The 26,793-nt window shown below is 38.9% G+C and carries 26 protein-coding genes; 14 read left to right on the top strand and 12 right to left on the bottom strand.

Annotated features, from left to right (window positions below; genetic code table 11):
* Window positions 1–226: 226 nt before the first annotated feature.
* The 8 genes from QUD85_RS01915 to QUD85_RS01880 all read left to right on the top strand — a co-directional run bounded on the left by QUD85_RS01915 (window position 227) and on the right by QUD85_RS01880 (window position 5,212).
* Complete coding sequence (locus QUD85_RS01915) at window positions 227–610, top strand: hypothetical protein (RefSeq protein ID WP_093331503.1); 384 nt, start codon at window positions 227–229, stop codon at window positions 608–610.
* Window positions 611–627: 17 nt separating this feature from the next.
* Window positions 628–906: a pyocin activator PrtN family protein gene (locus QUD85_RS01910; RefSeq protein ID WP_245732142.1), complete on the top strand. Its 279-nt coding sequence runs from the start codon at window positions 628–630 to the stop codon at window positions 904–906.
* Window positions 907–1,063: 157 nt separating this feature from the next.
* Window positions 1,064–1,606, top strand: coding sequence for a hypothetical protein (locus tag QUD85_RS01905; RefSeq protein ID WP_093331498.1), 543 nt, complete (start codon window positions 1,064–1,066; stop codon window positions 1,604–1,606).
* 26 nt (window positions 1,607–1,632) lie between these two features.
* Window positions 1,633–1,905 (top strand): hypothetical protein, encoded by a 273-nt coding sequence (locus QUD85_RS01900; RefSeq protein WP_093331495.1) that lies wholly within the window; start codon window positions 1,633–1,635, stop codon window positions 1,903–1,905.
* A gap of 50 nt (window positions 1,906–1,955) precedes the next feature.
* Window positions 1,956–2,297 (top strand): hypothetical protein, encoded by a 342-nt coding sequence (locus QUD85_RS01895; protein WP_093331493.1) that lies wholly within the window; start codon window positions 1,956–1,958, stop codon window positions 2,295–2,297.
* A gap of 274 nt (window positions 2,298–2,571) precedes the next feature.
* On the top strand, window positions 2,572–2,760 hold the full coding sequence (locus QUD85_RS01890) for a hypothetical protein (protein ID WP_093331490.1): 189 nt from the start codon (window positions 2,572–2,574) through the stop codon (window positions 2,758–2,760).
* Window positions 2,750–4,381 carry an N-6 DNA methylase gene (locus QUD85_RS01885; RefSeq protein WP_093331487.1) on the top strand — a complete coding sequence of 544 codons (1,632 nt, stop codon included), beginning with the start codon at window positions 2,750–2,752 and terminating at the stop codon, window positions 4,379–4,381. The genes QUD85_RS01890 and QUD85_RS01885 overlap by 11 nt, the downstream gene beginning before the upstream one ends.
* 384 nt (window positions 4,382–4,765) lie before the next feature.
* The gene (locus tag QUD85_RS01880; protein ID WP_093331485.1) at window positions 4,766–5,212 is read left to right on the top strand and encodes a GNAT family N-acetyltransferase; all 447 of its coding nucleotides are present in this window, start codon (window positions 4,766–4,768) and stop codon (window positions 5,210–5,212) included.
* 177 nt (window positions 5,213–5,389) lie between these two features.
* Here the strand turns inward: QUD85_RS01880 and QUD85_RS01875 are convergent, their stop codons facing one another.
* The 3 genes from QUD85_RS01875 to QUD85_RS01865 are packed head-to-tail and all read right to left on the bottom strand — an operon-like array spanning window position 5,390 to window position 10,168.
* Entirely contained in the window at window positions 5,390–6,064 is a 675-nt protein-coding gene (locus tag QUD85_RS01875; protein ID WP_093331482.1) for an MAE_28990/MAE_18760 family HEPN-like nuclease, read from the bottom strand.
* Complete coding sequence (locus tag QUD85_RS01870) at window positions 6,054–7,175, bottom strand: DUF262 domain-containing protein (RefSeq protein WP_093331480.1); 1,122 nt, start codon at window positions 7,173–7,175, stop codon at window positions 6,054–6,056. Before QUD85_RS01870 ends, QUD85_RS01875 begins: the two co-directional genes overlap by 11 nt.
* A gap of 8 nt (window positions 7,176–7,183) precedes the next feature.
* Window positions 7,184–10,168 (bottom strand): Eco57I restriction-modification methylase domain-containing protein, encoded by a 2,985-nt coding sequence (locus QUD85_RS01865; protein ID WP_093331477.1) that lies wholly within the window; start codon window positions 10,166–10,168, stop codon window positions 7,184–7,186.
* 226 nt (window positions 10,169–10,394) lie between these two features.
* Between QUD85_RS01865 and QUD85_RS01860 the strand changes: the two genes are divergently transcribed.
* Window positions 10,395–10,676 carry a pyocin activator PrtN family protein gene (locus QUD85_RS01860; RefSeq protein ID WP_093331475.1) on the top strand — a complete coding sequence of 94 codons (282 nt, stop codon included), beginning with the start codon at window positions 10,395–10,397 and terminating at the stop codon, window positions 10,674–10,676.
* A 306-nt stretch (window positions 10,677–10,982) separates the two neighbouring features.
* On the opposite strand, the gene QUD85_RS01855 is transcribed toward QUD85_RS01860, so the two are convergent.
* Window positions 10,983–16,061, bottom strand: coding sequence for a S8 family serine peptidase (locus QUD85_RS01855; RefSeq protein WP_093331473.1), 5,079 nt, complete (start codon window positions 16,059–16,061; stop codon window positions 10,983–10,985).
* A gap of 429 nt (window positions 16,062–16,490) precedes the next feature.
* Here QUD85_RS01855 and QUD85_RS01850 point away from each other — a divergent pair, with 429 nt between their 5' ends.
* The 4 genes from QUD85_RS01850 to QUD85_RS01835 are packed head-to-tail and all read left to right on the top strand — an operon-like array spanning window position 16,491 to window position 19,654.
* Window positions 16,491–17,336 (top strand): MipA/OmpV family protein, encoded by an 846-nt coding sequence (locus tag QUD85_RS01850; protein ID WP_286219621.1) that lies wholly within the window; start codon window positions 16,491–16,493, stop codon window positions 17,334–17,336.
* Between the two features lie 8 nt (window positions 17,337–17,344).
* Window positions 17,345–17,740, top strand: coding sequence for a DUF3019 domain-containing protein (locus tag QUD85_RS01845; RefSeq protein WP_093331468.1), 396 nt, complete (start codon window positions 17,345–17,347; stop codon window positions 17,738–17,740).
* On the top strand, window positions 17,740–18,432 hold the full coding sequence (locus tag QUD85_RS01840; protein ID WP_245732141.1) for a response regulator transcription factor: 693 nt from the start codon (window positions 17,740–17,742) through the stop codon (window positions 18,430–18,432). The genes QUD85_RS01845 and QUD85_RS01840 overlap by 1 nt, the downstream gene beginning before the upstream one ends.
* A 1-nt stretch (window position 18,433) precedes the next feature.
* Complete coding sequence (locus tag QUD85_RS01835) at window positions 18,434–19,654, top strand: sensor histidine kinase (RefSeq protein ID WP_093331466.1); 1,221 nt, start codon at window positions 18,434–18,436, stop codon at window positions 19,652–19,654.
* Here QUD85_RS01835 and arsB read toward each other — a convergent pair.
* From arsB to QUD85_RS01820, 3 genes are read right to left on the bottom strand one after another with little or no spacing between them, the layout of a single operon-like run.
* Complete coding sequence (gene arsB, locus QUD85_RS01830; RefSeq protein ID WP_093331463.1) at window positions 19,651–20,667, bottom strand: ACR3 family arsenite efflux transporter; 1,017 nt, start codon at window positions 20,665–20,667, stop codon at window positions 19,651–19,653. The genes QUD85_RS01835 and arsB overlap by 4 nt on opposite strands.
* Before the next feature lie 10 nt (window positions 20,668–20,677).
* On the bottom strand, window positions 20,678–21,148 hold the full coding sequence (locus QUD85_RS01825) for an arsenate reductase ArsC (protein ID WP_093331593.1): 471 nt from the start codon (window positions 21,146–21,148) through the stop codon (window positions 20,678–20,680).
* An 11-nt stretch (window positions 21,149–21,159) separates the two neighbouring features.
* Complete coding sequence (locus tag QUD85_RS01820; RefSeq protein ID WP_177168926.1) at window positions 21,160–21,483, bottom strand: metalloregulator ArsR/SmtB family transcription factor; 324 nt, start codon at window positions 21,481–21,483, stop codon at window positions 21,160–21,162.
* A gap of 133 nt (window positions 21,484–21,616) precedes the next feature.
* Between QUD85_RS01820 and zur the strand changes: the two genes are divergently transcribed.
* Window positions 21,617–22,054 (top strand): zinc uptake transcriptional repressor Zur, encoded by a 438-nt coding sequence (zur, locus tag QUD85_RS01815; RefSeq protein ID WP_093331458.1) that lies wholly within the window; start codon window positions 21,617–21,619, stop codon window positions 22,052–22,054.
* On the opposite strand, the gene alr is transcribed toward zur, so the two are convergent.
* The 5 genes from alr to QUD85_RS01790 all read right to left on the bottom strand — a co-directional run bounded on the left by alr (window position 22,051) and on the right by QUD85_RS01790 (window position 26,671).
* Entirely contained in the window at window positions 22,051–23,136 is a 1,086-nt protein-coding gene (alr, locus tag QUD85_RS01810; RefSeq protein WP_245732140.1) for an alanine racemase, read from the bottom strand. The genes zur and alr overlap by 4 nt on opposite strands.
* Before the next feature lie 11 nt (window positions 23,137–23,147).
* Entirely contained in the window at window positions 23,148–24,551 is a 1,404-nt protein-coding gene (gene dnaB, locus QUD85_RS01805) for a replicative DNA helicase (RefSeq protein ID WP_093331455.1), read from the bottom strand.
* Window positions 24,552–24,654: 103 nt separating this feature from the next.
* Window positions 24,655–25,602 (bottom strand): DUF4097 family beta strand repeat-containing protein, encoded by a 948-nt coding sequence (locus tag QUD85_RS01800; RefSeq protein ID WP_093331453.1) that lies wholly within the window; start codon window positions 25,600–25,602, stop codon window positions 24,655–24,657.
* Between the two features lie 15 nt (window positions 25,603–25,617).
* Window positions 25,618–26,121: a hypothetical protein gene (locus tag QUD85_RS01795; protein ID WP_093331450.1), complete on the bottom strand. Its 504-nt coding sequence runs from the start codon at window positions 26,119–26,121 to the stop codon at window positions 25,618–25,620.
* Complete coding sequence (locus QUD85_RS01790; RefSeq protein WP_093331448.1) at window positions 26,111–26,671, bottom strand: RNA polymerase sigma factor; 561 nt, start codon at window positions 26,669–26,671, stop codon at window positions 26,111–26,113. Before QUD85_RS01790 ends, QUD85_RS01795 begins: the two co-directional genes overlap by 11 nt.
* Window positions 26,672–26,793: the final 122 nt, after the last annotated feature.

The raw sequence follows: 26,793 nt of genomic DNA, 5'->3' as shown, positions 1-26,793 counted from the left end.
TAGTTTTTAAAAATGTAGAAGGGCACTGCCAGCTTTTATTAGTTGGAATACTGGAAAGGGACTTTCTAGCTTTAAACTAGTTTGGTATGCAAATACCTTTAATTAACGTTCAACTATTGGACAAAAAAATGAAATACAACAACGTATTTTTAAATCATGGTTTACGGGAGGCATTAGATTAATCTCATGTCATAAGCCTCCTATAACCTAAATTAGGAGAGTTACTATGACAATACAGACAAATTCCCCCCCTTCAATTATAAAAATTGATGTCCCTGATAAATTGATTGGAATAATTGAAAATCTATATTCATATTATGAGAATAAAGTTGATTTAGGCTTTTATTTTATTTCTGTAGATACCAAAGTCACTTTAAGTAATATTTTAGAAACAAAGAAAATAGATAGAGAGCAAGCTGATGAATTATTCGAAGTTTCATGCATGGTTTTAGGTTTTGCGGACGCTCTGAAAATACTATTTGTACAAAAAGAAAAATCAGCACCTGAAAAGAATTTATACAATTATTGGTTAATATTTCACTTTATCATGAAAAATATACTACTGCGTTTCATGCACGGTATTTCATTGAATCAAGCGAATGATCACTAGGAGGGCTGCGAATGATAATGACGAATCCAAGCAGTTCTATTGTAATGTGCTTATTAATGGCTGAATTTGGGGTTAGACAATTAATACCTCTAGAGGAGTTGGCACAACCTGTACTAGGACTAAGTAAAAATTCAGCCAAAAGAAAAGCTAAGAAGTATGAGTTGCCATTTCCAGTTGTTAAGTTAAATGGTAGTCAAAAAGCTCCATATTTAGTAAGTATTAATGACTTAGCAGAATATATTGAAAGCCGCTGCTCAACTGCACGAATAGAGTGGAATGAGGTGCATGACCTTTAAACTAATTTGGTATGAAAATACCTTTAATTAACGTTCAACTTTTGGACAAAAAAATGAAATACATCAACGTATTTTTAAAATTCGGTTTACAGGAGGCATTAGATTAATCTCATGTTATAGGCCTCTTATTACCCCAAAATTAAGAGGACTTATAAAAATGACAGAAACTACTATTTCACTCTCAACAATCGAAGCTGAACTTCTTTCAATGGAAAAAGGTTTAGATAAGATATCAATTCAATTCGGTAAAAAGCTTTTACTGATTCAGCGAAACAAAATCTACAAGCAATCTAATTTTACAAGCTTCACAGCTTGGCTAAATCACTATCTAAAGACCTCAGATAAGAAAAGAACATTTCTTTGGGAAAGCTTATCAGTTGCCAAATTTCTAGAATCTATCAATTTTTCAAACATCGAGATTGAGCCTAGTAAACCGTCAGGCCTATATCCAATTTCTCAGATTTATAAAATTAATCAAGATAAAGATGAGGCTATTTCATATATCAATCAGCTTAATGACAACAAACTCACAATCAAAGACTTAAAGCAAAAGTTAGCTGACATTAAAACCCCGTCCGAAGAAGGTGGAGTAGAACAGCCCTTAGGTATGTGGAAAATTATAAAACCAGTAGCTTTATTTTCACTCATATCCGCTGGTTTGATAACTGCCTTGAGCGTTCTTGATATCACAATCAACTAAACATTAAAAAAGAGAAGAGGTTGAAAATGAATAAATTAATAGATTTTTACAATGAACATATTGTAGGGGGGATGTTATTAGTTGAGACAATTGATGGGAATGAAGTTGAAGTTAAACGTACATTTCACGACAGCTTAATTACTAAATTTGAGAATACATTTTGTGATTGTGGCAACTGTGGAAAATCAAAAGAAAAACTTGATGTAATTCTGTATCACAGTTTTTACGATTTTATTTGTCTTGATTGTTTTAAAAAAATCACTGAAGAAGACATGAAAAATGATGAATACCGATACTAAGAACTAAAAGAAATCCAATCTAACTAACTAATTAACAATACAGGTGAAAAATGAGAAAAACATTTGATGAAATAGAAGTGATGAGAATGCTAATAGTGGCTGAAGCGAAAGGTCAGATACTTGGTGCTTATAAACTAGCAATGACCAATTATTTCAGAGATACATGGAAGAAAAAACGACATGATTCTTTCAGTGCTTGGAGGCAACTTGAGGGACATAAGTTCTATTTGGTTACAGAGAAATTAGCAGAAGAGCAAATAGAATATTATGCGAAAGATTACAAAGAAGTAATGAATGAAATTAACTATGAACTGGCTGAGTTTTATAGAACTGAATCACGTAGTGACCTTAATAATTATGAAGATTTTAAAAGTTTGCTACAGGGTGGATAAATTTAGCAATAACAATGAAGGTCAAAAGCAATTAACTCCGATTATTGGACTGCTTTTTACTCCGCATATTTGTGTTTAGTCCGTAATTCGGATTAATTCAGGCTAAAGTCATTAGATGCTTTTTAAAAATTACCCCAACGAAAACCTAACCTTCACATGAGGCATATATAACTTATATTACATAAGTTATATAAATCACATAAGTAACTTGTATCACATTAAGTACATATGTAACATAGAGTAAATAGAACTACTATTTAAATGGGAATTATAAATGGCTAAAGGTGAATCAGGAAGAATTGTACTTGAAGTTGACCCTAACCTTAAAAAATCACTCTATTCCATGCTGGCACTTGAACAAAAAACCTTAAAAGACTGGTTTATCGATTGCGCTGAAAAACATATCAAAAACCAGAAGAAAGAATTATTAAAATCATTAGAGCAACAAGACAATGAAATTTAAGGCAGATCAGACAACTCAGAAATTAAGAGGTGGCTACTACACTCCTCAAAACTTGGCTGATTATGTTACAAAGTGGGTTATTACTTCTAAAACAAACTCAATTTTAGAACCTAGTTGCGGTGATGGAACATTCATTGATTCAATCTCAGTTAATACTGAAAGAAAAGATATCAACATTAAAGCATTTGAGCTTTTTGATACAGAAGCCAAAAAATCATTAAAAAAATGTTCAAAATATGGTTTTGAAAACTATGATGTCCATGAAGGTGATTTTTTAACTTGGGCGAATAGTGCTATTAGGGAAAATAACACTACGTTTTCAGGGATACTTGGAAACCCCCCTTTTATTAGATACCAATTCCTAGAAAAAGACTTTCAAGAACAAGCTGAATTAATTTTTAAACAATTAAATCTTAAATTTACTAAACATACAAATGCTTGGGTTCCGTTTATTTTAGCTTCTATAAAACTACTTGAAGCAGGTGGAAGATTCGGCATGGTAATACCTTCAGAGATTATTCACGTAATGCATGCTCAATCCTTACGAACATTCTTAGGTGAACAATGCTCCAAATTAGTAATTATTGATCCTCAAGAAATTTGGTTTAAAGATACTCTTCAGGGTGCTGTAATTTTATTCGCACAAAAGAAAAATGATATTAACGAAGTCTCACAAGGTGTTGGTATTAAGCACGTAAAGGGGTTTGAATTTCTAAAAACAGATCCTGAAACAATTTTTGATGAAACGTCAGGAATCAATGGAGAAACAGTTTCAGGTAAATGGACTAAAGCCTTATTGGACAAAAGTGAACTTGATTTAATAAATAAAATAAAAAGCCACCCTAATGTATATAAGTTCACGGAAGTTGCTGATGTTGACGTTGGAATAGTTACTGGAGCAAATAAGTTTTTTTTAGTTGAACACTCAATTGTCGATCAATATGGTTTGCATGACTACGCTCACCCTATGTTTGGAAAAAGCCAACATTGCAAAGGGATTGTCTACGATCAGCAACAACATACTTCTAATGAAGAAAATAAGCTTCCAACCAACTTTTTATACATAGAGGACGAATTTGATACATTACCTTCAAATGTTCAAGAATATATAAAACTAGGTGAGTCAGAAGGGCTTCACGAAAGATATAAATGCCGAATTCGAAAGCCGTGGTATAAAGTACCTTCCGTATATAGTAGAAGCTTGGGAATGTTGAAACGATCACACGATACCCCTAGGTTAATATTTAACGAAATCGAAGCATATACAACAGATACAGCTTATAGAATCACATCTTTGGGTACTGAACCATCGCTTTTAGCTTGTAGTTTTTTAAACCCTCTAACAGCAATTTTTGCTGAATTAGAAGGGAGATATTATGGTGGCGGTGTTCTCGAACTCGTCCCCTCAGAAATTGAAAAGTTATATATACCATTACCAGAAAATATTGAATTTGATATTAGAAATATCGACCAGCAAATTAGAAATGGAAATATTAGAGAAGTGCTCCAAGCTCAAGGAAGGTTAATTTTTGGAGCACTTGGATTTACTCAGGAAGAGTCTGATCTTTTAGTGTTAATTTGGGAAAAATTAAAACATAGGCGACAAAGAAAAGACCATTAGTTGTAGTAGCTCATATCTGATCTTACAATGTTGCTGAATAGGTTCATATCTCATCTGACAGACAGCTATGAGCGAAAAACGAACATTAAAATGAAACTGGTGAAGATTACTAAATTCTATAACATATCTACCTAATAAACCTCGATGCGATATTTTTTTACTAGTCCTCTTGTTGTTTAAACGCATAAAAATGCTATCATATGCCTGCCTTAGGGCACCCTAATTTAATTTTATCTGGTAATTTTTTGAACACGATTGTAATTCAAGCCTAGCAACATTCGATTGCTAGAACTTATTCCCTCGAAAACAGTGATGTTTTTGAGCGGCTTTCTATTATCAAAATATGAGTAAATACAATTGAAAACAAATACATATATACGTGAAATGATCCCGTCTGATTTGCCAGCAGTAAAGCTAATTATTGACGATAACCAAATGTTCCCATCTGAATTTATAGATGAAATGACTCAAGCATTTTTCGCTCAAGAATCAGAAGAAAAGTGGTTTGTAACTGAAGATTCTGAAAAGCAAGTTGTGGGATGTGCCTATTGCTCGCCTGAAAAGATGACAGAAGGAACTTGGAATCTACTTTTGATTGCGGTACTTAAAACGCATCAAGGTATTGGTATAGGTAAACAACTTATGCAATATGTTGAGTTTACTCTCTATAGTAAAAACGTTCGAGTTTTACTGGTTGAAACGTCAGGTCTTCCAGAATATAAGTTAACTCGTGAATTCTATCCCAAGTGCGGCTATATACAAGTCGCAGTTATCCCTGAGTATTATGATAAAGGCGATGACAAAATTGTGTTTTGGAAATCACTAACTTAAATACTATTACTTAAAGGCACCGCAAAGGTGCCTTTTTTATGATCAACTTTCATAAACAGGCATTAAAATGAATGGCTTCTATTGGCACATGTGCCACCGTCAGATTTGATTGAGTTCTATTAATTGAATCTGACAGATCAAGTTGAGACTTATTCACATTAGTGCAGTTCACCTGATTTATGATGCTGTTACATTTTCATAGCTATTTACTTTCAAATAGCTTTTTTCTGTAACAGCATTTCTTATCAAGTTCTGATATAAAACGATCAAATCTAATAGCTCTTTCTCTAAGGAGTTATACGCCCCTTGGATTACTTGGTCATTCAACCTCTCACCATGAGCAATTTTGTTTCTATTCTCTAATAATGTGTTGTTGATAAAATTTTCCCTTAGTTCAAACTGACTAACATCTAACCCAAGTTGATTCATTATATTCAATAAAACTGGATACTTTAGGTTTGATTCAGTATCGATTGCCGCCTTTTCATCTAACTTAAAAGCTTCTTTTAATTCACCTGTCAAATATTTGAATATTTTTTCTTGAGATTCATAGCGGCGGATGGAAAAGCCTTGTGAGAATTTCTCACCCAAACTAAGCTGAGTAAAGTTATCTTTCATATCACAATAATTATGTGCTTGAGAATTTAGATACGCTAAATATCCTTGAGAAGCTTTTTTTACATGTCCTTCCCAATGTGAGTACATCAATGCTACACCAGCTCTGATCAATACTATTTTTTCGTGATTTCTTGCATCTGCGATGAGAAATTTAATGGTGGTAAATTCCCGCTTTCTCCAAGCTAAATCTTTATCAAGTAAATCTTCCAGTTCCGATGCACTTCTAATCTTCACCAAGCAACTCCATGCCTAGCTCCTTCATAATAACCATCCTGTCCATAGGACGCACTCTTCTATCTAATGTATCAATAAATTTGGGATGCACAGGCAACGCTATTGAAGAGGCCTTAACTAATTCGAGTAGCTCGCCCCGTGTTTTTTCTTTTTTCTCTACGGCCACTGATAGTGCTGAGGCCAACGCTTCAAAAACAAGTACCGAAATAGCACCCTCATATTTGCCTTTTTCGGTATTAAATTTCCTAAATGCGTTATCGCCCAAAACTTCACTCAATATTGAGAAACTCTCTTCAAATATCAATTTTTCACTTTCGTAATCAAAATCACTGTCTTCTGAAAATAACCTAGAAACTTCTGAGTCTAAATAAGGGCGAACATCAGAATGTGACCTTCGAGCATCTACATTAGTATGTCTCAATGCGAAAAATCGTAAGCACAATTCTTGACCATAGCATTCCTCTATCTGCTTTTCGGATATTGGTGTGGTGATGCTAAAATTATCAGAATTAGCTAATTCTTTTAGCCAGTGATACGCCTTTGAATTTAGCATCAGTAGCATACAGTTTCGTACTTCCTGATCTGATAATTTTGTTCCGCCCGTATTCAACCGCTGAAACAATTCGTATTTTGTATCACCTTCACTTTCTTTCTTGATAATCTTTATATCGAGCTTTTCCCGTTTGAAAACTCGTTTAATCTCAATATCAATCTCTTTGCTTTTATCTTCTGATTCCCACACTTTCCCTGCTAGTGCGGGTAAATATTTAGTTGCACTTAATTCTAAAGGAGGCAAAACCTCGCCCGTTTCGTTTTTCAACTTACCAAGGAAAGACAAAATAGTTGATATGCGTTGAAGTCCGTCCACAACATCCCAAATACCATCTTTGCGTTGAGCTACGAAAATAGATGGTAATGGAATCCCCAATAAGATTGATTCAATTAACTTGCTTTTCTGATCTTCTGTCCATCTAAATACCCTTTGAAATTCAGGGTGAATATCTAACTCATCATCATCATAAAGGTTTACTAATTCGCCAATTGACATTGGATATGAATCTGTATGTACCTGCATTCTTGCAGTTTCAATCTGTGACTGTAAATTTTCCATATTTTTCTTTAATCTGTATCTTTATTGTAAATTTGCGAAATAGTTGGAACTAACTGATCAAATTCTCCAAGATCAAACAGTTTAACTAGCTGCTTTTCTAGCTCCAGATGAATAATATCAAACTGCCTTTTTAACGGAGTTCCTATTCGCTCGTTGTCTTTATTATCTTCTATTTGTTGAAATAGATGATTTAAATTTTCTTGGTTTGAGGCGATGCTATCATGCAGAAGTTTTTGTGTTTCATTTTGAAAGTCAATTGGGATAATTGGCATCCTCTTAAGTACCTTTGTCCCCCTTGCTACAAAACCGCCTCTAAATACTTCGCCATAAATCGATGCAAACCACTCAAGGTATTTTGAAGACAATAGAGCTTGTATATAATAGATAGAATATGATGATTCAGGTGGAACATTTATGAGGCAATAGCCTGCCGTACCACCCGATGAAAGAAAGGTTCTTTTTCTATCTATCGAATATTTAAATCCGTTTGAAAGCACACCCACTGCTATTTTTATTGGCACATCACAGTTTTCCAAGCCTTGACTTCTACCATACCTATACCATTCGTTAGGCGATATAGGATCTGGTTTAATACTCCTAGTATCATTATCAAGCTTATTACGGATAACTTGTAAAAAATCGAATAAATTTGGAAAATTGCGTTTAAGGTCATCGTATTCGACTAAAACAACACGATTATCAACTTTACGATATGGATAAATAACAAACGTATTTGGCTGAACATCTCTATAAGTATATAAAGTTTCGTCACCTCGTCCCGTTCTAAAATAAGGTCTAGTTAATTCCTTTTCTACATTGTAATTATTTCCATCGTATTCAAAATAAATGAAATTTTCATCTTCACTCAGTGCTTTATGGATATAAACAGAATTAGCACTTGTTTGTATGCCATTTTCAATAGTTTTGTTTCCCAAAATATCTAGGAGTGGCACGGTTTTTTGCTCAAATATATCTAACAATTTTTGAGTGTTTTTCTCTAAAATCCAAGTATCAGATGTCAAAGAATCATTATCTACAGTGTCTACCTGATCCTCTTCATCTGATCTAACTTTCCAATCATCCAAATTAGAAACTTCAACGAAATGAAAATTTTCGTTTTCTTGTTTTCTCACAAATAACAGACATGTATAAGTAGTTTTGTTTTTGAATACCTGATTAGCACCAAAAGATACTATTTCAGATACGAGTTTGTTTTTGGAAAGAAATGCTCTTAAATTTTTACCTGCACCAACTTTCATAAATTTTGAAGGCAGAATATATCCAAAGTACCCACCATCATTTAACAAACCTATTGCTCGCTCTACAAAAACGAAATATTTATCAAACTGCTTATATGCGGAGTTATATTTTTTATTATAAATTACAAGCTCTTTTGGAGTTACTTGCTTAATATTTTCAGTTGCTAAATAAGGAGGGTTTCCAACTACAACATCAAAAGTCAATGAACCAAAATCGAAAGGGTTAATTACCTCAAAATCCGCAGAGTTCTTAACATCAGAGCTTTCAACTAAGCTATTACCAAAGAAAATATTATTACTTAACTTTGGTAATGCTGGAATAGAAATAGTTTCGTTATCTTCCCCTTCCAATAGCTTAAGTAATAATCCAAATTCAGCAGCTTTAGTAGCGTTTAAATCTTTATCTACACCAAAGATACATGAAGTTAATAATTGCTGTTTTATTCCGTATTTAAGTTTAAATGTATTATGAGTAATCTTCTGCAACTGAGATTGATCATTATTAATATAATAATCAATTAGTATGTCTTGGAGTGTCTGGAAAAGCTCTAAAAGAAAAGCTCCTGATCCGCAAGCGATATCCGCAAATTTCGAAGATAGGATTTCGGTATCTGATTTGTTTCTACAATAGTCTACAACAGTTTTTCTAAGAATATCTTTAATAATGTGAGTAGGCGTTGTTACTATGTCCCTATCTTCATTCTCTTCTTTAGGTACTAATTTTAATTGTCCTTCTGAGCTGACAATTTTTTCACCCAAGAAAATTTCATAAATATTTCCAAGAATATCAGAAGAAAAAACAGAAAATGAGTATGTACTTTCAGGGTAATAAAGCTGATTAATAATAGTCCAAATATAGGAGTTCTTATCACTAATAAATTCATCTATATGATTTAGTGAAAATAGTCCTGAATTGTATTTTTTATCAGCTTCTTTTAGCTTATTTATCAAAGATGCATAATCTTCTTTCTCGGCAAATGAGAATAGCGTCTCGTATTCTTCTAAGTCCCTATCCTCACAGACCCTCAGAAAAACAATACTATTGATGTATAACTGCGTTAGGTCATTTAATTCTAGGTCTGAAATATTAGGCTTAATTTCAACAAATTTCTTGCCTAAATTAACTCGCCATTCATTAATTTGATTGAGAAATAGGGTATCAATACTAAACCTACTGATTTTATCCTCAATGTGACTCCATTCTTCATCAAACTTACCGTTATATACATTTGCTCGTCCAAGCAGTGAATTCAGCTCGTCAAATTTTTCAGCGTACTCAGTATAGTGATAAAGCTTAATTCTTGAGTGATTAACAAGCTCTTCTTCGTTGACTTGAGAAGAACAATCATAAATGGCTAAGTATTCGAAGTTTGATAAGACAGAAATTTTAAGTTTACCTGTAAATCCATACCTTCTTACTTGTTTGGCAGGAGAGGAGTCTGAGCTAATATCTACAGCAGGCTTTTTAGCCTCTAAAAAAAACTTCCGTTCAGAAAATAAACGAAACGTATAATCTGGCTTTTTTGTATTTGCGCCCTTTTTAGCTTTTAAACCTTCTTCAACTAAAACCTCCCGTTCATTCGTTGGGTTTCCGTTGGCATTAGTAATATCCCATCCTAATAAAGAAAAAAGAGGGTCTAAGAAATCTGTACGAAGCTGTGTTTCGTTATAGGAAGGAGATAAATATTCTTGCTTCCCTTTTTCAAACTTTTCTACAAGTGCAGTTATATCCATATTTATGAAAATTCTTTATATCTTTGGGAACATAATATCTGAACCCATTTTAAATAACCACAAGAGAGCCATTTAAAAAAGCTAAGTTAACAACAACGTAAGTTACTGTTAAGATTAAGTTTGATTGTTATTAGTGAAAGGATTCGATAAGGATATGGCGAGTTGATTTTTAACAACCGCAGACCATTGGGTAAACGTGCCACTTTAACAAAAGAAGGATGGTCTAATGGCTAATCAAAATGGTACTTCAACAATCTTATATTTGTTAATGGCTGAGTTCGGTTCTCGAATGATGATACCACTTGAGGAACTTGCTCAATCAGTTCTTGGCTTGAGTATTAATGTTGCGAAACGGAGAGCAAAGAGCTGCGAATTGCCCTTTCCAACCGTTAAGCTTAACGATAGTCAGAAGGCTCCTTATCTCGTAAGTATTAACGATTTAGCTAACTATATCGAGGGACGATGTAATACTGCGAGAATTGAGTGGAACAAACTACAAGATTTTTAGTATTTAAGGGACTACTGAGGAGGCATAAGGTTGTGCCTCCTTTTCCTTAGCAAAATAGTACCCTTTTGTACCCTACCAACAAAGGGTAAAAACATAAACCACTGTTTTACATCAACTATTATAATCTATATGTCCAATCTAGCATGGGTGCTATGGAGAGTTTATGTGAAATCGTCATGTGGCTTCCTCTGAAAAACGGGGGGCGAATTTTAAGCGATCTACCAAATTCTAGCAAGCTTTGCGCAATTCATAAGACATAAAAAAAGGGCTCTACAAAGAGCCCTTTTTACGTGTCACTAGGGAGTACTAGCGTCTTCTTCTTTGAAGTAAACAAAGTAGCGTCAAGAAAATCCAATACATGGTACCAGACGAGTTAGACTGAGGTTCTTCAACCTCTGGCGTCGGCGCCGGTGCTGGATATTGGCAGCTTCCATCATCTGTGTTTGCATTAGCATCGTAGTTAGTTGCGCCACTATCGGTACAACCATACTCAATACCATCACTCATTACAGATAAGGTAAACGTTACTTTTTGAGCATCATTCGGGAAGTTAGCATCAGCTACAGTCACTGTAATTTCAGTGTCGCCATAGAAGTTTTCATCTGGCGTTAAGTCAAATGTAGAACCACTCTCATGACCATTTACTGTCGCTGTCACATTGTCACCACTTACAGTGATTACATTAGATACGTGGTCAGTGTCGTGATACATCACTTCGATACCCGCAAGCGTTTCATTTTCTTCAACCATTTGGTCATCGATAGCAACCAACGTAATGTTACTTGGCGAAGCAAGTTTAGACATAATGGTATTGTTATCTAAACCAGCAACTTTAGCTTCGGTCATGATCATCAAGTCATTACCTGTAGCTTCGTTTGTAACGAATACGTCAAAGCTGACAACAAACTTACTTGATTCTGGACCAACGTAGTCATAACAAACCACTAAGCCGTCTGATAATACGTCACGTACATCACCAAAATGGAATGAATCAGCTAGAGCACCATATACCGGCGCAAATGGCGCGCGCGGACCATGGAAACCATATAAACCAATACTTGCATCATGTGGACCCATGAACCATGGTTGAATTGGCATATTCATTTCGTCAACAAAAGTGATGTTGTCATACGCCATAACGATTTCATGTTGATTATCGCCATAGTTGTAGCCTAACGATACATAAGCTTGGAAGTCATAGCTATCACCCCATGAGGTTGTTTCACCACCTTCTGGCGTCCAAACATAAGTTTCAGTCGTTGCGTTATCCCACTCAACTAGAATCGCTTTAGGCTCATCGTTATAAGCAACAGTAATACCCGTTGATTCAGCTGATGGATCCCAGAAAGGTGCTAAATGATATGGTGTACCTAAGGCACCGTCGAACGCTCCACCTCTAAAGAATGGCGCAACCATAGTATCTGGGTTACCACCAAAGTAGATCGTTTCAGGAGTTAATGGGTAGTGATCCGAGAAGAACTTAGGCATTTCATCAAATTGCAAATAGCCTTGTGGGCTAATATTGACTGACCCATAAACTTCATCGCGGTTTTCATACAGTGCAAACGATGTTTCTTCTGCTTGGAAGAAATCACGGAAATCAAAACGTACGCTTTGCTCCCATGTACCACCGAAAGACGGTTGGAAGCCGTATTCAGAGAATAAATCTAAATATCCGCCATCAGCGCTCCAAGGCATGCGACACATTTCATCATCAGCATTAGTAGTGATGTTGTAATAACGATTTAATGCAGACGTATCGTGTTGCATGGCAGCAATCGTTAGCATTTGACCGTCTACAGTTACTGTGTTGTCTGCATACTTGTGGTTGTCGATACGCACTGAATCTTCAACAAGCGTTAATCCATTTGGTAACGTTGTAGTTAGATCAACATTGCGATCAGCACCCGACATGTTCGCTAATACGGTCATTTCAACTTGAACTGTATCACCTGGTTTTACTTGCGACTGCGACATTTTCATAGAAACATTGTCATCGCCACGGTAAATATTGACGGGAATAAGACCTAAGTTACCTGCATCCATATCAGATGTACCAAGCTGAATTGCAGTGAATAACGCGTCGCCGTGCATCAAGTCATCAATGTTCCACTCGATTTCTACATCAACAGATTGCGTTGAAGCATCTACACTTGTTGGCGTTGAAACAACAATATCTGTTGCAATATCGTCTGACACATAACCATGAGCAAATTTATAAGTGTCTATTACACCTGGATCGAATGAACCTTTATACGCGTGATAAACAATCCAGTATTTGCCTGGCGCTGGGTCATTGACACTACAGAAATCTTTTTCAGCTTCAGAGTATGACCAACAAATGGTTTCATCTTGGAAGTTGATTTCACCATCATTGTTGGCGTCAATACCAACTAAAATGTCAGCGTCACCAGCAAGCCACTGAGTCTCCGCCGTTGTCGCAACACGTGCTAGCGTTTCTGCATATACACGTTTCGCGCCCATAGGAACATCAATCCAGAAAGTTTGCGTACCATTCATGTCTTCATCCCAAAACGGTGACGTGTAGTCATCATCTTGCTCTAAAGCAATCACGTTGATTTCTGGCGATTTTGCAACGAATGCTTGTGCAGAAAAGTCTTTTACTTTTTCAGCAGGCACATTACGTAGCGTATATTTACCTTTGTTCGCATGTGCTTCTATGCGAAGTAAATTTGGCAGCTCATTGCGGCTAAAGCGCATCTTAACTGGCCAATGTACGTCTGGAATATCCGCTTCTTCGGCTGTTAACATCACGTCACCAAACAAATACGGATCTTCCGTATTACTTGTACGAGCGCTCGCATCTAAGATTTCAGCTGTCACGATAACCGCTTGGCTGTCGCCCGCTTTTAGTGAGAACTGTGCTGGGTGTGCTTCAATGTTAATCGAAACAGGATCGTGATTTGGACCAGCTGTTACAGACCAAGTACCATCTTTTGTCGCAGTAACCGTACGAATCCAGCTACAGCGCGTTTGACATGCTGTATCAACTAATGCTGGTAAGTTTAATGTCGTTGGGTTACCACCGTTTTGTGGGTTAGCCATCGCCATATTTTCAGCTGTTTCGTCCATCAATAAACCTGTGTTTATTGCTGCAGCAACATTGGCTAAACCTGAACCACCTCTAAAGAATGGGTCGTCACCACTGCCATCATCAAGGTTATTGATAGCTGTCATTTGTAGCGCTGATTGCACTTGTGCAACTGACCAATCCGGATGAGCTTGACGCACTAACGCCATAGCACCAGCAATATGTGGAGAAGACATTGAAGTACCACTAATTGCTGACCAATCCATCGCATTAGGTGCAGCACTAAACGGCAAGTCATCAGCCCAAGCGGCAATTACATCTACTCCAGGAGCGGCAATACTTGGCGTTAACGTACCATCAAATGTTGGGTTTTCGGCAGCTGAGGTAAACGCAGCAATACGATTTGCCATCGACTCATCCATTGCAGCATAAGCCTCTGAACCCTCAATTGTTGCCATATGGCCCGTGCCAGTGCTTAACCAATTTAGTAAGGTCTCGCCATCGTTTCTACTGATGTGAACAGAAGGTAACGAGAACTTGTCCTGTACAAGAGACCCATAGGTTCCCCAGCTATCACGGTTGTAAATGATTACAGCGCCTGCACCAGCAGCCTTCGCGTTCTCAACTTTATCGACACGTGCTTGATCCGAGCGTTCACACATAACGATTTGGTCAGCAGTAAACGTATTTTCAGCAAAGCCTGTATCACACGTGCGATCACCAAAAGCTTCACCTGATACAACGTAGCCTGTGAATTCTTCTGAAATACCCGCACCTTCAATGTCCATTGGTTGCGTGTCACCACCGGCAAACCCAGAAACCATGTTTGGATCGACATTGAACGTTCTGCCATGATGCGTTGCTGCTACTGATAACAACCAAGGTGAGTTATGGTTAGCTGGTGAACCAAAACCACCGTTACCTGCTGAGGCAGCTACGTTAATACCTGCAGCAAACGCTGAATAGAATGCTTGCTCAATGACATCATCCCACGGGAAACCCCAACCACTAATTGAATAGTTGATAACGTCAACGCCATCAAGTACAGCTTGCTCAATTGAGGCTAAAGTTGCTTCCGTTGGACAACCCCAATATGGGCTTGCACCACCGTCACCACCGTAACACGCTTGGTACATTACAACGTTAGCATGTGGTGCAACACCAGATACCTTACGCGTTAAGCCCGTGTCACGACCGTCGCCAGAGTTACCAACAACTTCTGGATCAAAATCATAACTTGGCAACTGCAATGGCGCCTCCATTACAACGTTACCTGCAGCGGTACCAGCTGTATGAGAACCATGGCCGTTGTAATCTTCACCAAAGTTAGGACGAACTTGTACAAAGTCCCATTCCCATTGTGGTGGATTCTCTGGATAACCTGGTTGGTAATAAATACTTGAGTACATTTCTGTAATCTTGTCCCACGTATAAACACCTATAAGTTTGTCATTACAGCGCTCTTGAAACTCTTCAAGTTGACACTCACCAAGGTAGTTACCTGAACCTAGTGGGTTAGTGTGGTCATATCCATCGTCGCCAATATCAGCAAATGAAACATGATCGGTGTTTATACCAGTGTCGATAACACCTACAATTTGACCTTCACCTTTATAAGGCATGCCGTCATGCGAGCCCTCACCAGACCATATACTGTCTGCAGCAATGGCTTGTGGACCTACGTCACTATCAAGTTTGTGAAGTATTGAGCGTTGAATGCTAACAACATTGTTTGAACGAGCAAGTTGTTGCGCTTGTTCTTGCGTTAATGTCGCGGTGATAGCGTTCAATGTCACAGTAAAGTGCTGACCAATGTTTAGTGGTACACCCATCGACTGTGCTTCGCTTGCAAACGCATTTTGTTGATTGACTAAGTGATGACGATAGGCATCAACATTGGCATTAACTGTTGCATGCTGCGAAAACAATTTAGATGGTTTAGCCGCTCTAGTCGTCGCCCCATTCCAACTTTGTGGTCCGGAAATAGCGGTGGCTGGTAAACCTTTGATACCACCTTGATAGGTGGCTACTGGTTGGTCCTTAAGTTGAATGATGTATACATGTTCACCAACAACATCAGGTTCTAACTTAAATTTATCTTCAGCACTTTTACGTTGCATTATACGATTGGTTGCACCAAATCTTGAACGTGGGCTTAAGTGCTCATACTGACCTCTTTTGTTTCGCACATTCTCTTGTCGCTGCGACAACTGTTCAGGTGTAATCTGGATATTTTTCCAGCCACCTTCGTTGTCCATCGCATTTGCAGAAGCGGCTGCGCCTGCTGCGTATATTGCTGACAAGGTTGCGATTGTTAAAGACTTCAACTTCATCTTTTACACTCCCTATGGAATTTTATAATCATTTTTATTTGCTAAATTAGCGCTATACAGATAACCACAGGGCTAAGCGAGATATTGTCGGAATTTGTACAAATGCTGTACACAAATGTGTTTTTCATAAATAAACGATGTGTCAGCTAATGACAGCAACAATTTGTATTACATAGAAAAATAAAGGAGCGGGAAGAAGATGTTTTGTTTTGAATTAGCAATGTTGTAACAATTTCGCGAAATTGTGCAAATTTGTACAAATTACAATAAAAAAAACCACTTAAAAACCCATTAAAAATATTTAAAAACAAACACTTAACATTTTAAAGCATTTCAAACATAAAAAGCTTTTTACCCAATTGGGTCGATTGTTTTGCGTTAAAGAGTTGGCTATTCTGTGTCCAAGTTTGAGGTTTTCAGGGCAAACAGGTGTTCTCCCAAAATCGTTGTACAGTCTTCTTAATTGCAATAATGCTTGCGTTTAGCCAAGCACATGCAAGCGCGCCTGTAGAAAAAGACCGTATTGTTAATGTAGGTGAATGGATGTTTGGCGCATCACTGGGCGTGGGGGCATTTGCCAATCCGTTGCATTATGAAGAAGACATTCCTCTCTATATCTTGCCTGATATTCGTTATTACGGCGAAAAATTTTCGTTGGAAAACTTAAACCTTTCCTATGCGCTGATAGAAAAGCCCAATTGGGTTGTTGAAGTCATTGGGCAACAAAACATTGATGGTATTTACTTTCCTGGTAACGGTAGGAGAGCAATTGCGGCCATGTCGGGTTCGGCCTTAGTAGCCCCGTTTGGACCTGACGGCGATATTGTTTCAATTCCTCAAAAACCAATCCATCGCTCTTTATCCTATCTTGCCGGATTAGAAGTGAGACGCTATGGGACCATTGACTGGCTAGCATCTATCGCGCATGACATTTCCAACGTGCATCATGGATACGAAGTTAACTTGCGTGCACAATACGGTTTTTCGTTATACAACTTGTTGGGTGAAGTTGAAATTGGCGCCGTTTACAAAAGCGATAAGTTAAACAACTACTATTACAGCGTTGAGCACACCATAGTAGCAGCTAATCTATATCAAGCAGCAGCAGGCACTAATGTAAACGCTAGTATCACATTAAGTTACCCGTTAGCCGAAACCTGGTATCTTGTATCAGCGCTAAAGTATGAACATTTATCATCGCAAATAACCGACAGTCCAATGGTGCAAGATGATAACACGTTGGCTTATTTTACTGGCGTTAAGTACATTTATTAGAGGCTAGTATGGGTAAATATCTTTCACACTTTTCACTCTTGCTGTTTGGTAGCTTATTACCAACAACAAACGCTAGTGACCAAGTGAAAGTTGAATTGTTTACCATTAAACCAAGTATATGCGTGGTTGAAGAAGGACAAAGTTGCACCCAATATTTTACCTTTCATTGGCGTCTCGATCGCGAAATTGATACCTGTTTGCATCAACAAAAGCTAGAACAAGCCCTGCATTGCGCGAAAAAAACCAAAGAGGTCAAAATCGACCTTGCCATCGATATCGACGCAACCAGTGCATTTCGATTAAAAACAGCAGATCATATTGCTTTAGATGAGCGTACCATCGACGTTAGAATCCTAGGTAAGGAAGTACGACAATCAAGGCGCCACCTGTGGAGTGTCTTTTAATGACTAGCATGAAGAATCGCATCTTATTGATAGAAGACGATCATCGACTAGCCAGATCTGTCGCTAATTTTTTAACCGAACAAGGTTTTCATGTTAAACACTTTATTAGTGGCGAGAATCTCGATCTATTAATAGAAAGCAACAGCATTGACCTGATTATATGCGATGTGATGCTCCCAGGTACCGACGGTTTTAAAATAGCGAAGCGCGTCAGGCACACCTTTGATGGGCCGTTTATATTTTTAACGGCGCTAAGCAATATGGAAGACCAACTTAAAGGTTTTGAATTGGGTGCTGATGACTATCTAGCGAAACCAGTAGAGCCAGCAATACTATTGGCTCGTATTAACGCCTGTTTAAAACGCAATAGACGCCAACAGTCAAACAACGAAATCGCGGTGGGCAATTTATCAATCAATAACCAAGTTCGTATCGTTAAGGTAGAACAAGACGATGTTGCTTTATCTCGTTATGAATTTGATTTGCTGTGGTTGTTAGCGAGCCACCAAGGCACACAAGTCAGTCGTGAATTTCTCTTTATTAATACCGTCGGCAGAGAATACGACGGTTTAGATCGCACTGTTGACGGACGCGTTAGCCGACTAAGAAAAAAACTAGAAGCTGTACCCAACATTAATTGTCGTATTAGTACGCAATGGGGACAAGGCTACATGCTGGCATGCACTGACTAACATGCTACGCTCCTTTTTAAAATACTACGCGATATTTATCATCTGTTTTGTCGGAGCCATTGTATTGGCCGACTTTGGCTATAGTAAATGGTTGCAAAACAACACCACGCCGCTACTAGATAGCGAATTTGTTCTACAACAGGTGGACGATTATTGCGAAGTTAACGATTGTATTCATTCACCTTTGCCATTTAGCGGTATCTCCTTAATAGCAAGTGACGAAATTGCGCTCCCCAGCACCTCTTTAGATGCAATGTTAAAAGGAGAAATATTACAGGTAAGTAGCGCAAATGGTGCCTATTTTTATGCCTCAATTGAGCCGGGTTATTTTATCGAATTAGGCCCTGTCAATGTTGCCAAAAATCATGATTTTTGGGTTGTTACTGTATTTTATATTCTTGTGAGCTTAGCCTTATTGCTTGGCTTACTGCCATTATTCAAAGATATGTCTCAGCTTAAAAATGCTGCCAGAAGCTTTACTAAACACAAAGATATAAGCCAATTTAAGCTCAAGCAAAGTACCTATTTTCAACCGGTTTACGACGCCGTAAGCTGGATGATTTACCGGATCGCACGCTTGTCAGCACTGAAAAAAGAATTATCCGATACCTTATCTCATGAATTACGCACTAGCCTGTCGCGATTAAAATTCAATCTTGCGTCGCTTAACGAGCACAATCAGGAAAAAATAAAAGGTTGGGTCAAAGAAGATATTAACGAAATAGAATCTTTAGTGAGCGAATATCTTAGCTTTTCTAAGCAAGAACATGAAACACCACTATTAGATTTTAAACAGCAATCTCTAAAACCCATTATTGAATACCATATTGCACGATTAGGGCAATTTGCGGGTAAAGGTGTTTCGGTTGATTTTTCTCACGCAGCAGATACAAAAGTAGACGAACGAGCGATTTCGCGTGCTATCAAAAACTTAATAGATAACGCATTAAAATATGCCACGCATGCTATCCATATTCAGTTATACACAGAAAACAATAGTCTCGTTTTTCAGGTAGATGACGATGGCAAAGGGGTTAATTCGACGAACTTAGATGACCTATTCCTCCCCTACTCTCGCGCCGATGAAAAACAACCGGGTTATGGCCTTGGACTTGCCATAACCAACAAAATTATTATGTGGCATCAAGGGCAACTTAAAGCAAGCAACAGCGATTTATTGCCAGGTGCTTGCTTTAAAATGTATCTCCCTATCGAGCCCTAAGCAAACCAATGTCTAGTTCTATTGGCAAACCAAACAAGCGATAACATAACCGGCACTTCGACAAGCACACCAACAACGGTTGCGAGTGCAGCACCTGAGTGTAAGCCAAACAATGATATTGCCACTGCTACAGCTAATTCAAAGAAGTTTGATGTACCAATCATACAAGCTGGTGCGGCAATGTTGTGGGGTAACTTTATTTTCTTTGCGATGTAATAGGTAATCGCAAAAATGCCGTACGTTTGGATCAGCAGTGGAATCGCGATCAAGACAATCACTTGTGGTTTGTCCAATATGGTTTCCGCTTGAAAGCCAAACAGCAACACAACGGTGGCGAGTAATCCGATAATTGACCAAGGTTTTAACTTGCCTACAAAGGCATCCAACTGGGTATGGTCATTTTTCTTATCTAGCGCTTTTCGAGTTAGTGCGCCTGCAATAAGTGGCAACAATACGTAAAGAACAACAGAGATAAGCAATGTTTCCCACGGCACTTCAATATCGCTTACACCCAACAAAAAAGCAGAAATAGGTGCAAACGCAAATATCATAATGACGTCATTCACCGATACCTGCACTAAGGTGTAATTCGCATCACCTTTAGTCAGCTGACTCCACACAAACACCATGGCTGTACAAGGGGCCACACCCAATAGGATCATACCTGCGATGTATTCACTTGCCGATTGCGGATCAACCCATGGTGCGAACAAGTATTCGAAAAATAGCCAACCTAATGCAGCCATCGTGAAAGGCTTAACACACCAGTTAATGATGATGGTTAACATCAACCCCTTTGGTTTTTTACCCACATCTTTAATTGCAGAAAAATCCACTTGAATCATCATTGGATAAATCATCAACCAAATTAAAATGGCGACAGCCAGGTTTACGTTAGCTACTTCCCAACTGGCTACTAATGCGAATACATCTGGCAGCAATACACCAAGTGCAACACCTGCAACGATGCAAAGGGCAACCCATACCGATAAATAACGTTCAAAAATTCCCATGTTTATCTCTTTATTTTATATCGAGTGAAGCGATTGCTTGCGCTAAGTTCTCTACTTCCATTTGTTCTGATGTCAAAGACATCAATGCACGTACTCGCTCGCTAATCTGTTCAATGGTGTTATTAAATGCTTGCTCTAACGCTTCTTCACTCCCTTCTAGTTTAGACGGGTCTTCTAAGCCCCAATGAAGTTTTATCGCATTGCCAAACCATACCGGACAGGCTTCACCAGCAGCGGAGTCGCATAATGTAACGACAAGATCAGGAGCAAAATCTTCAAAGTCGTCCCATGATTGACTCTGCAATCCATCAATAGGAAAGCCTGCTTTGTCGAGGTATTTTAATGACAAAGGGTGCACTTCACCGGCAGGCTGACTTCCCGCACTTTTTGCTACTATGCGACTTCCTGCAATATGATTTGTGACAGCTTCAGAGAGAATGCTTCTACAACGATTATGGGTACAGATATATAAAATTTTCATAAGTTTTCCAATTAACATGCACTGCGCACTGGCTGAGGCAGCTGACATTGCGCTAAGTATGATTCATTATGGGTTAAGCTTTGCTCAATAATGGTTTTGATCCAAGCTGGTAAAGTAGGGTTAAGGCGATAATGTACCCACTTGCCCTCACGCTCGCCGATCAATAATTGCGAATCACGCAACTGAGCCAAGTGCCTTGAAACTTTGGGCTGACTTAGCGACAAAGCAGCGGTGAGATCACAAACGCACAGCTGCTGATGCTGCGTGATTAACAAAACAATCTTCAGTCGAGTATCATCCGACATGACTTTATAAAAGGTAAGGATATCTAACATGTGGCTAGCCAAATCAATATATATGGAAAAGTATATATATGTTTTTTCATATGTCAACGAACACTGTCAAACAAAGGTAGTAGTTTCAAACAAGTATGATAAACTCATGTCAAAGTATTGAGTGTTGAACTTTATGTCTGAAGTTGCCCTATTAGAAAAAGCAAAAGCTGTATGCGAAAAACGCGGTGCACGTCTAACACCAACGCGTGAACAAGTATTTAAGTTACTATCCAAGCAAGAAGGTGCTATTGGTGCCTATGATTTATTGGAACAATTAAAGACCATCGACAGCGGTGCTAAGCCAGCAACTATCTATAGAGCACTTGATTTTCTCAGCCAACAAGGCTTTGTTCACAAAATTGAATCGCTAAACGCATTTGTGCTGTGTCATCATTTTGGTGATTGTAGCCACCCAGTACAACTACTGATCTGTGACAACTGCAGCTATATAGAAGAGATTCAATCAGAGAATTTAGATTTAGCGATACGTTCGATGGCCGATGCAAGCGGTTTTAAAATCTCACATCAAATCGTTGAAGCTCACGGCCTCTGTAAAAAGTGTCAGAACTAGCGTTCGATTACTTTCACTCGACTCGCAATATTACACAATAACTCATAGGCTATTGTAGACGCACATTCAGCCACATCTTCAATGGGCAAGCCATTGCCCCACAAGGTAACAATATCACCAACATTGTCACTGCTATCTGGGCCAAGGTCTATGGTGATCATATCCATTGAAACGCGCCCAACTAGTGGAACAATTCGATCATTAATTAGGACTGGTGTGCCAGATTCAGCGTGTCTAGGATACCCATCGCCATAGCCTACCGCGACAACGCCGATATAGGTATCTTGCTTTGCTGTCCAAGTATCGCCATAACCAACAGTTTCGCCTGCTGATATCAAACGTTTTGAAATCAGACTTGCTTGCAATGTCATGACCGGTCTGAGGGTTGGCGATAGTGATTTTTCCGTTGTCATTGGGTTAACACCATATAGCATCACACCAGGACGAACCCAATCCTGATGAGCCTGTGGCCAAGCGACCACAGCGGCTGAATTGGCTAAAGATAATGCCGTTTGCTTACCTTCAACTAAATGCTCAAATTGTTGCAACTGCGCCTGAGCTGACGCTCCACTGGCAATATCAGCACTTGCGAAATGCGTCATCACCACGATATCGTCGGCTACATTATTGGATTGTTGAAGCTGTGTAAAAGCGGCATCAAAATTTGTGGCATCTATGCCGAGTCGATGCATACCTGTATCGACTTTAAGCCAGACGTTGATTGCTTGAGATAGATTAGCTGACAACAGCATTTCCAGTTGTTCAGGCGTCGATATCGCCGTATGCAAGTCATAGGTAACAACGTGTGCTAAATCTTGCTCTGTGAAAAAGCCTTCCATCAACAAAATGGGTTGTTTAATACCCGCCTCACGCAGTTGAATTGCTTCACATGCTCTGGCCACGCCAATCATATCGGCTTGCTCAGGAAGCATTTTAGCAATGCGCTCAATGCCATGGCCGTAACCATTAGCTTTAAGCACAGTAACAATCTTGCTGTGCGGCGCACATTGCTTTACTTGCGCAATATTATGCGCCAACGCACTAGCATCTATTGTTACAGTCGCTGTTACTATGTTAGCCAAGGGTGATTCCACTAATCTTCTTCAAGTACATGTGTACCAGCGTAGTTATCGAATCGAGAAAATTGGCCTTGGAAGGTTAACGGGACACGGCCAATAGGGCCGTTACGTTGTTTACCGATGATGATTTCAGCCATGCCTTTAAATTCAGAATCGTCATGATAGACTTCATCGCGATAGATAAACATGATCAAATCGGCATCTTGCTCGATTGAACCAGATTCACGAAGATCTGAGTTGACCGGACGTTTATCAGCTCGTTGCTCCAAGCTACGGTTTAGCTGTGAAAGCGCCACAACAGGCACTTCTAATTCTTTCGCTAATGCTTTTAATGAGCGCGAAATTTCTGCAATTTCTAAGGTACGATTATCTGAAAATTGAGGGGCTCGCATTAACTGAAGATAATCCACCATAATCAAACTAAGTCCGCCATGGTCTCGTGCAATACGTCTTGCTCTTGAGCGCACTTCAGTTGGGGTTAGACCTGCAGCATCATCGATAAACATTTTACCTTTTTCGATCAAAAGCCCCATAGTTGACGAAAGCCTAGCCCAATCTTCATCACCTAATTGACCGGTACGAATTTTAGTTTGGTCAATGCGACCTAGTGACGCCAGCATCCTCATCATGATTTGTTCTGACGGCATCTCTAGACTGAAAATAAGGGCTGGTTTATCTTCTGTCATGGCGGCATTTTCAGCTAAGTTCATCGCAAATGTGGTTTTACCCATCGATGGACGTGCCGCGACAATGATTAAATCAGAGGGCTGCAAACCCGCCGTCATTTTATCTAAATCGGAAAAGCCAGTACTAACACCAGTAACACCGTCATGTGGCTGCTGATATAGCTTTTCAATTCTATCGACCGTTTTCTCTAAAACGGTATGAATATTTTCAGGACCTTCTGATTTATTGGCTCGTTTTTCAGCAATTTGAAAGACTTTTGTTTCTGCTAAATCGAGAAGATCGGCACTATTGCGACCTTGCGCATCGTAACCTGCTTCAGCGATTTCATTGGCAACAGAGATCATTTCTCTGGTCACAGCGCGTTCGCGTACGATCTCTGCATAGGCTGTTATATTTGCAGCAGATGGTGTGTTTTTTACTAGCTCGGCAACGTAGACAAAACCGCCTACATCATCAATCTTTTTATCATTTTCTAACGACTGGGTCAGGGTAACAAGGTCGACAGGATCGCCCAATTCAATTAGGGCGCCAATTGTTTCAAACATTATACGATGAGCGCGTGTATAAAAGTCTTGCGCTACTACACGTTCAGCAACCCGATCCCATGCTTCATTGTCCAACAACAAACCGCCGATAACAGACTGTTCTGCTTCGAGGGAATGCGGCGGCACTTTTAATTCTTCGACTTTTTTATCTTTACCAGAGAACTGCACTGGTTTTATATCAGCCATGTGGGATCTACCCTAAATTCTTAACTATTTATGAAAAAAAATGTAGACAGGTAGATTACATAAAAAGACGCCACATGACCACTGTGGCGTCCAAAATAAGCGATTATTTTTGCTTGAGGGTGAAGGTACCGCTGACGGTTGTTCCTCGCACAGTTGCGCTGGCGTTACCTAAGTCGAAAACTAAACTAGAACTCGGTCCATATTTTGCTTTTACAGGTTTGTCTTTGCTTAACTTATTAACGTAGCTACCGCCTGCATTACTAGACAGATTAAACGACGCGTTAACTTTACCTGAAAAATATAAATCGAAGTCGCCGCTAACACTCGACATTTTCATCGCTGCATCATCATTGAGTGTTAGCTGAGTTTCAATATCTCCACTCACTGTACCTAGGTCAATTTCATCGATGTTTTCCAATTGCGCGTCGATATCACCCGATACTGTTTTAAAAAACACCTCATTCGCAATGCTAGACAATTCGATGTCGCCACTTACGGTGCGAGCATTCAATCTTCCTGCAATATCACTGCCGTAAATATTACCGCTGACACTAGATAAACTAACTTTTCCATCAAATGTTGTTGCCTTAATATCGCCGCTGACTGAACTCAACTCGATATATTGACCCAAGTTATTTGCGATTATGCTACCGCTTATCGAGCGAAGATTAGAGCCTGCGAGTAAATTATCTGCCTCTACGTCACTGCTAACACCGTTGAAATTGGTGCGCACAGAGCTTGGCACGTATACGGTCAGCTCTGTTTCCTGATGACTACCCCACCCTTTGCTCGAGCTCTTCGGCATTTTAACTTTTACATTGATGCGAGAGCCTACTTGTTCGAATTCAAGCGCTTGCGCTTTGTCATCTAACTCGCCAACAACACGGACATCGTTTCTATCGCTTCCAATAATTTTTACAATGCCTCGTAAATTATTGATATCTATTTCCGATGCATCATTGATTGGCAACGTTTTATCTACTTTCTCGCCCGCCATCACATTAAATGATGCAGCTATCAGTAATCCTATTAAAGGTAAGTTCTTTTTCATAACATCCTCAACTCACTAAATACTTTGCCATTTGGTTGCATACAACTTTTGCAAAAGGTCTAATTCTTGTTGCTGGGTAAAGCGCAGCAGATTCATCAAATCTTTATTTTGTGGATCTGACTCCAAAGCTGAAACTATAGAGGCCCTAGCACTTGCCAGCTGACTTAGTTGTACCAGCATATCATCAGGAAGCGCCGTAATTTCTGGATTGCCAAAACTTGTCAGCATCAACTGCTTTTCTTGTGCAAAACTATCTTGCATTACCTGTACAATACCCGTGCCGTCCGTTTGTGGATTTTGTACGCCAAGCCATGTCACCATGACAGCAACTACAATAGAAGCAGCCCAAGCCAAAGGCGCTTTAGCGTATTGCTTCGGCTGTTCTTGCTGTGGCAAGTTTTGGCGTTGATAAATAGCCTTTTCAATGCCTGGCCATAGATCGCGATTCGGGCGATATGATTCAGGTAACGACTCTACTTGCTGTTGCAATGTCTTATCATCAATACTGTTATTCATCATTTACCCACTCTTTCAACAATTGCCGTGCTCGGTGATATTGCGCTTTACTAGACCCTACTGCCATGCCCATCATCTGGGCAATTTCTTCATGGCGATAACCTTCTACAGCGAACAATACAAAAACAACTCGAGCTCTTTCTGGCAACCTCACTATTTTTTTATCTAAACCATGTATCTCAGGTAGCATTTCGATTGCTTGCTCAACCGGCTTTTCTTCAATGCTGAAGACTTTTTGTAGCCAATTTTTTTGCTTTCTCATGTGCCCTAAAACAACGTTTGTCGCGACACTGTGTAGCCATGTTGAAAACTTACTTTCTCCTCGAAAGTTGATAATTTTCTGCCACACCTGCACAAACACTTCTTGGCAGACATCTTCCGCACTATGCGCATCGGCTAACATTCGTAAACAGAGCGCGTAAATTCGGGCATGATGAGTCATATAAAGCTGATTAAAAGCTTTAGTATCACCATTTTTAGTCAATGCGATTAGTTCATCTTCTTGCGCTAATCTGAATTTACTCTGTGCGTCTATAACGCTACTGTCTTCCAAAATGTTGCCTTTATTTCCATTCGATATTTAGTTAGTTACCGCTAAACAATAAAAGGTTTAAATTAATTTTAAAAGTGTCGGATTTTTTTACAACTAGCGACTTTACATTCCTACAAGAATAT

Origin of the sequence: Thalassotalea agarivorans (genome assembly GCF_030295955.1) — a bacterium.
Lineage (GTDB): Bacteria > Pseudomonadota > Gammaproteobacteria > Enterobacterales > Alteromonadaceae > Thalassotalea_D > Thalassotalea_D agarivorans.
Note: the sequence above shows the minus strand (reverse complement) of the source record. Positions and strands in the feature narration are given on the sequence as shown.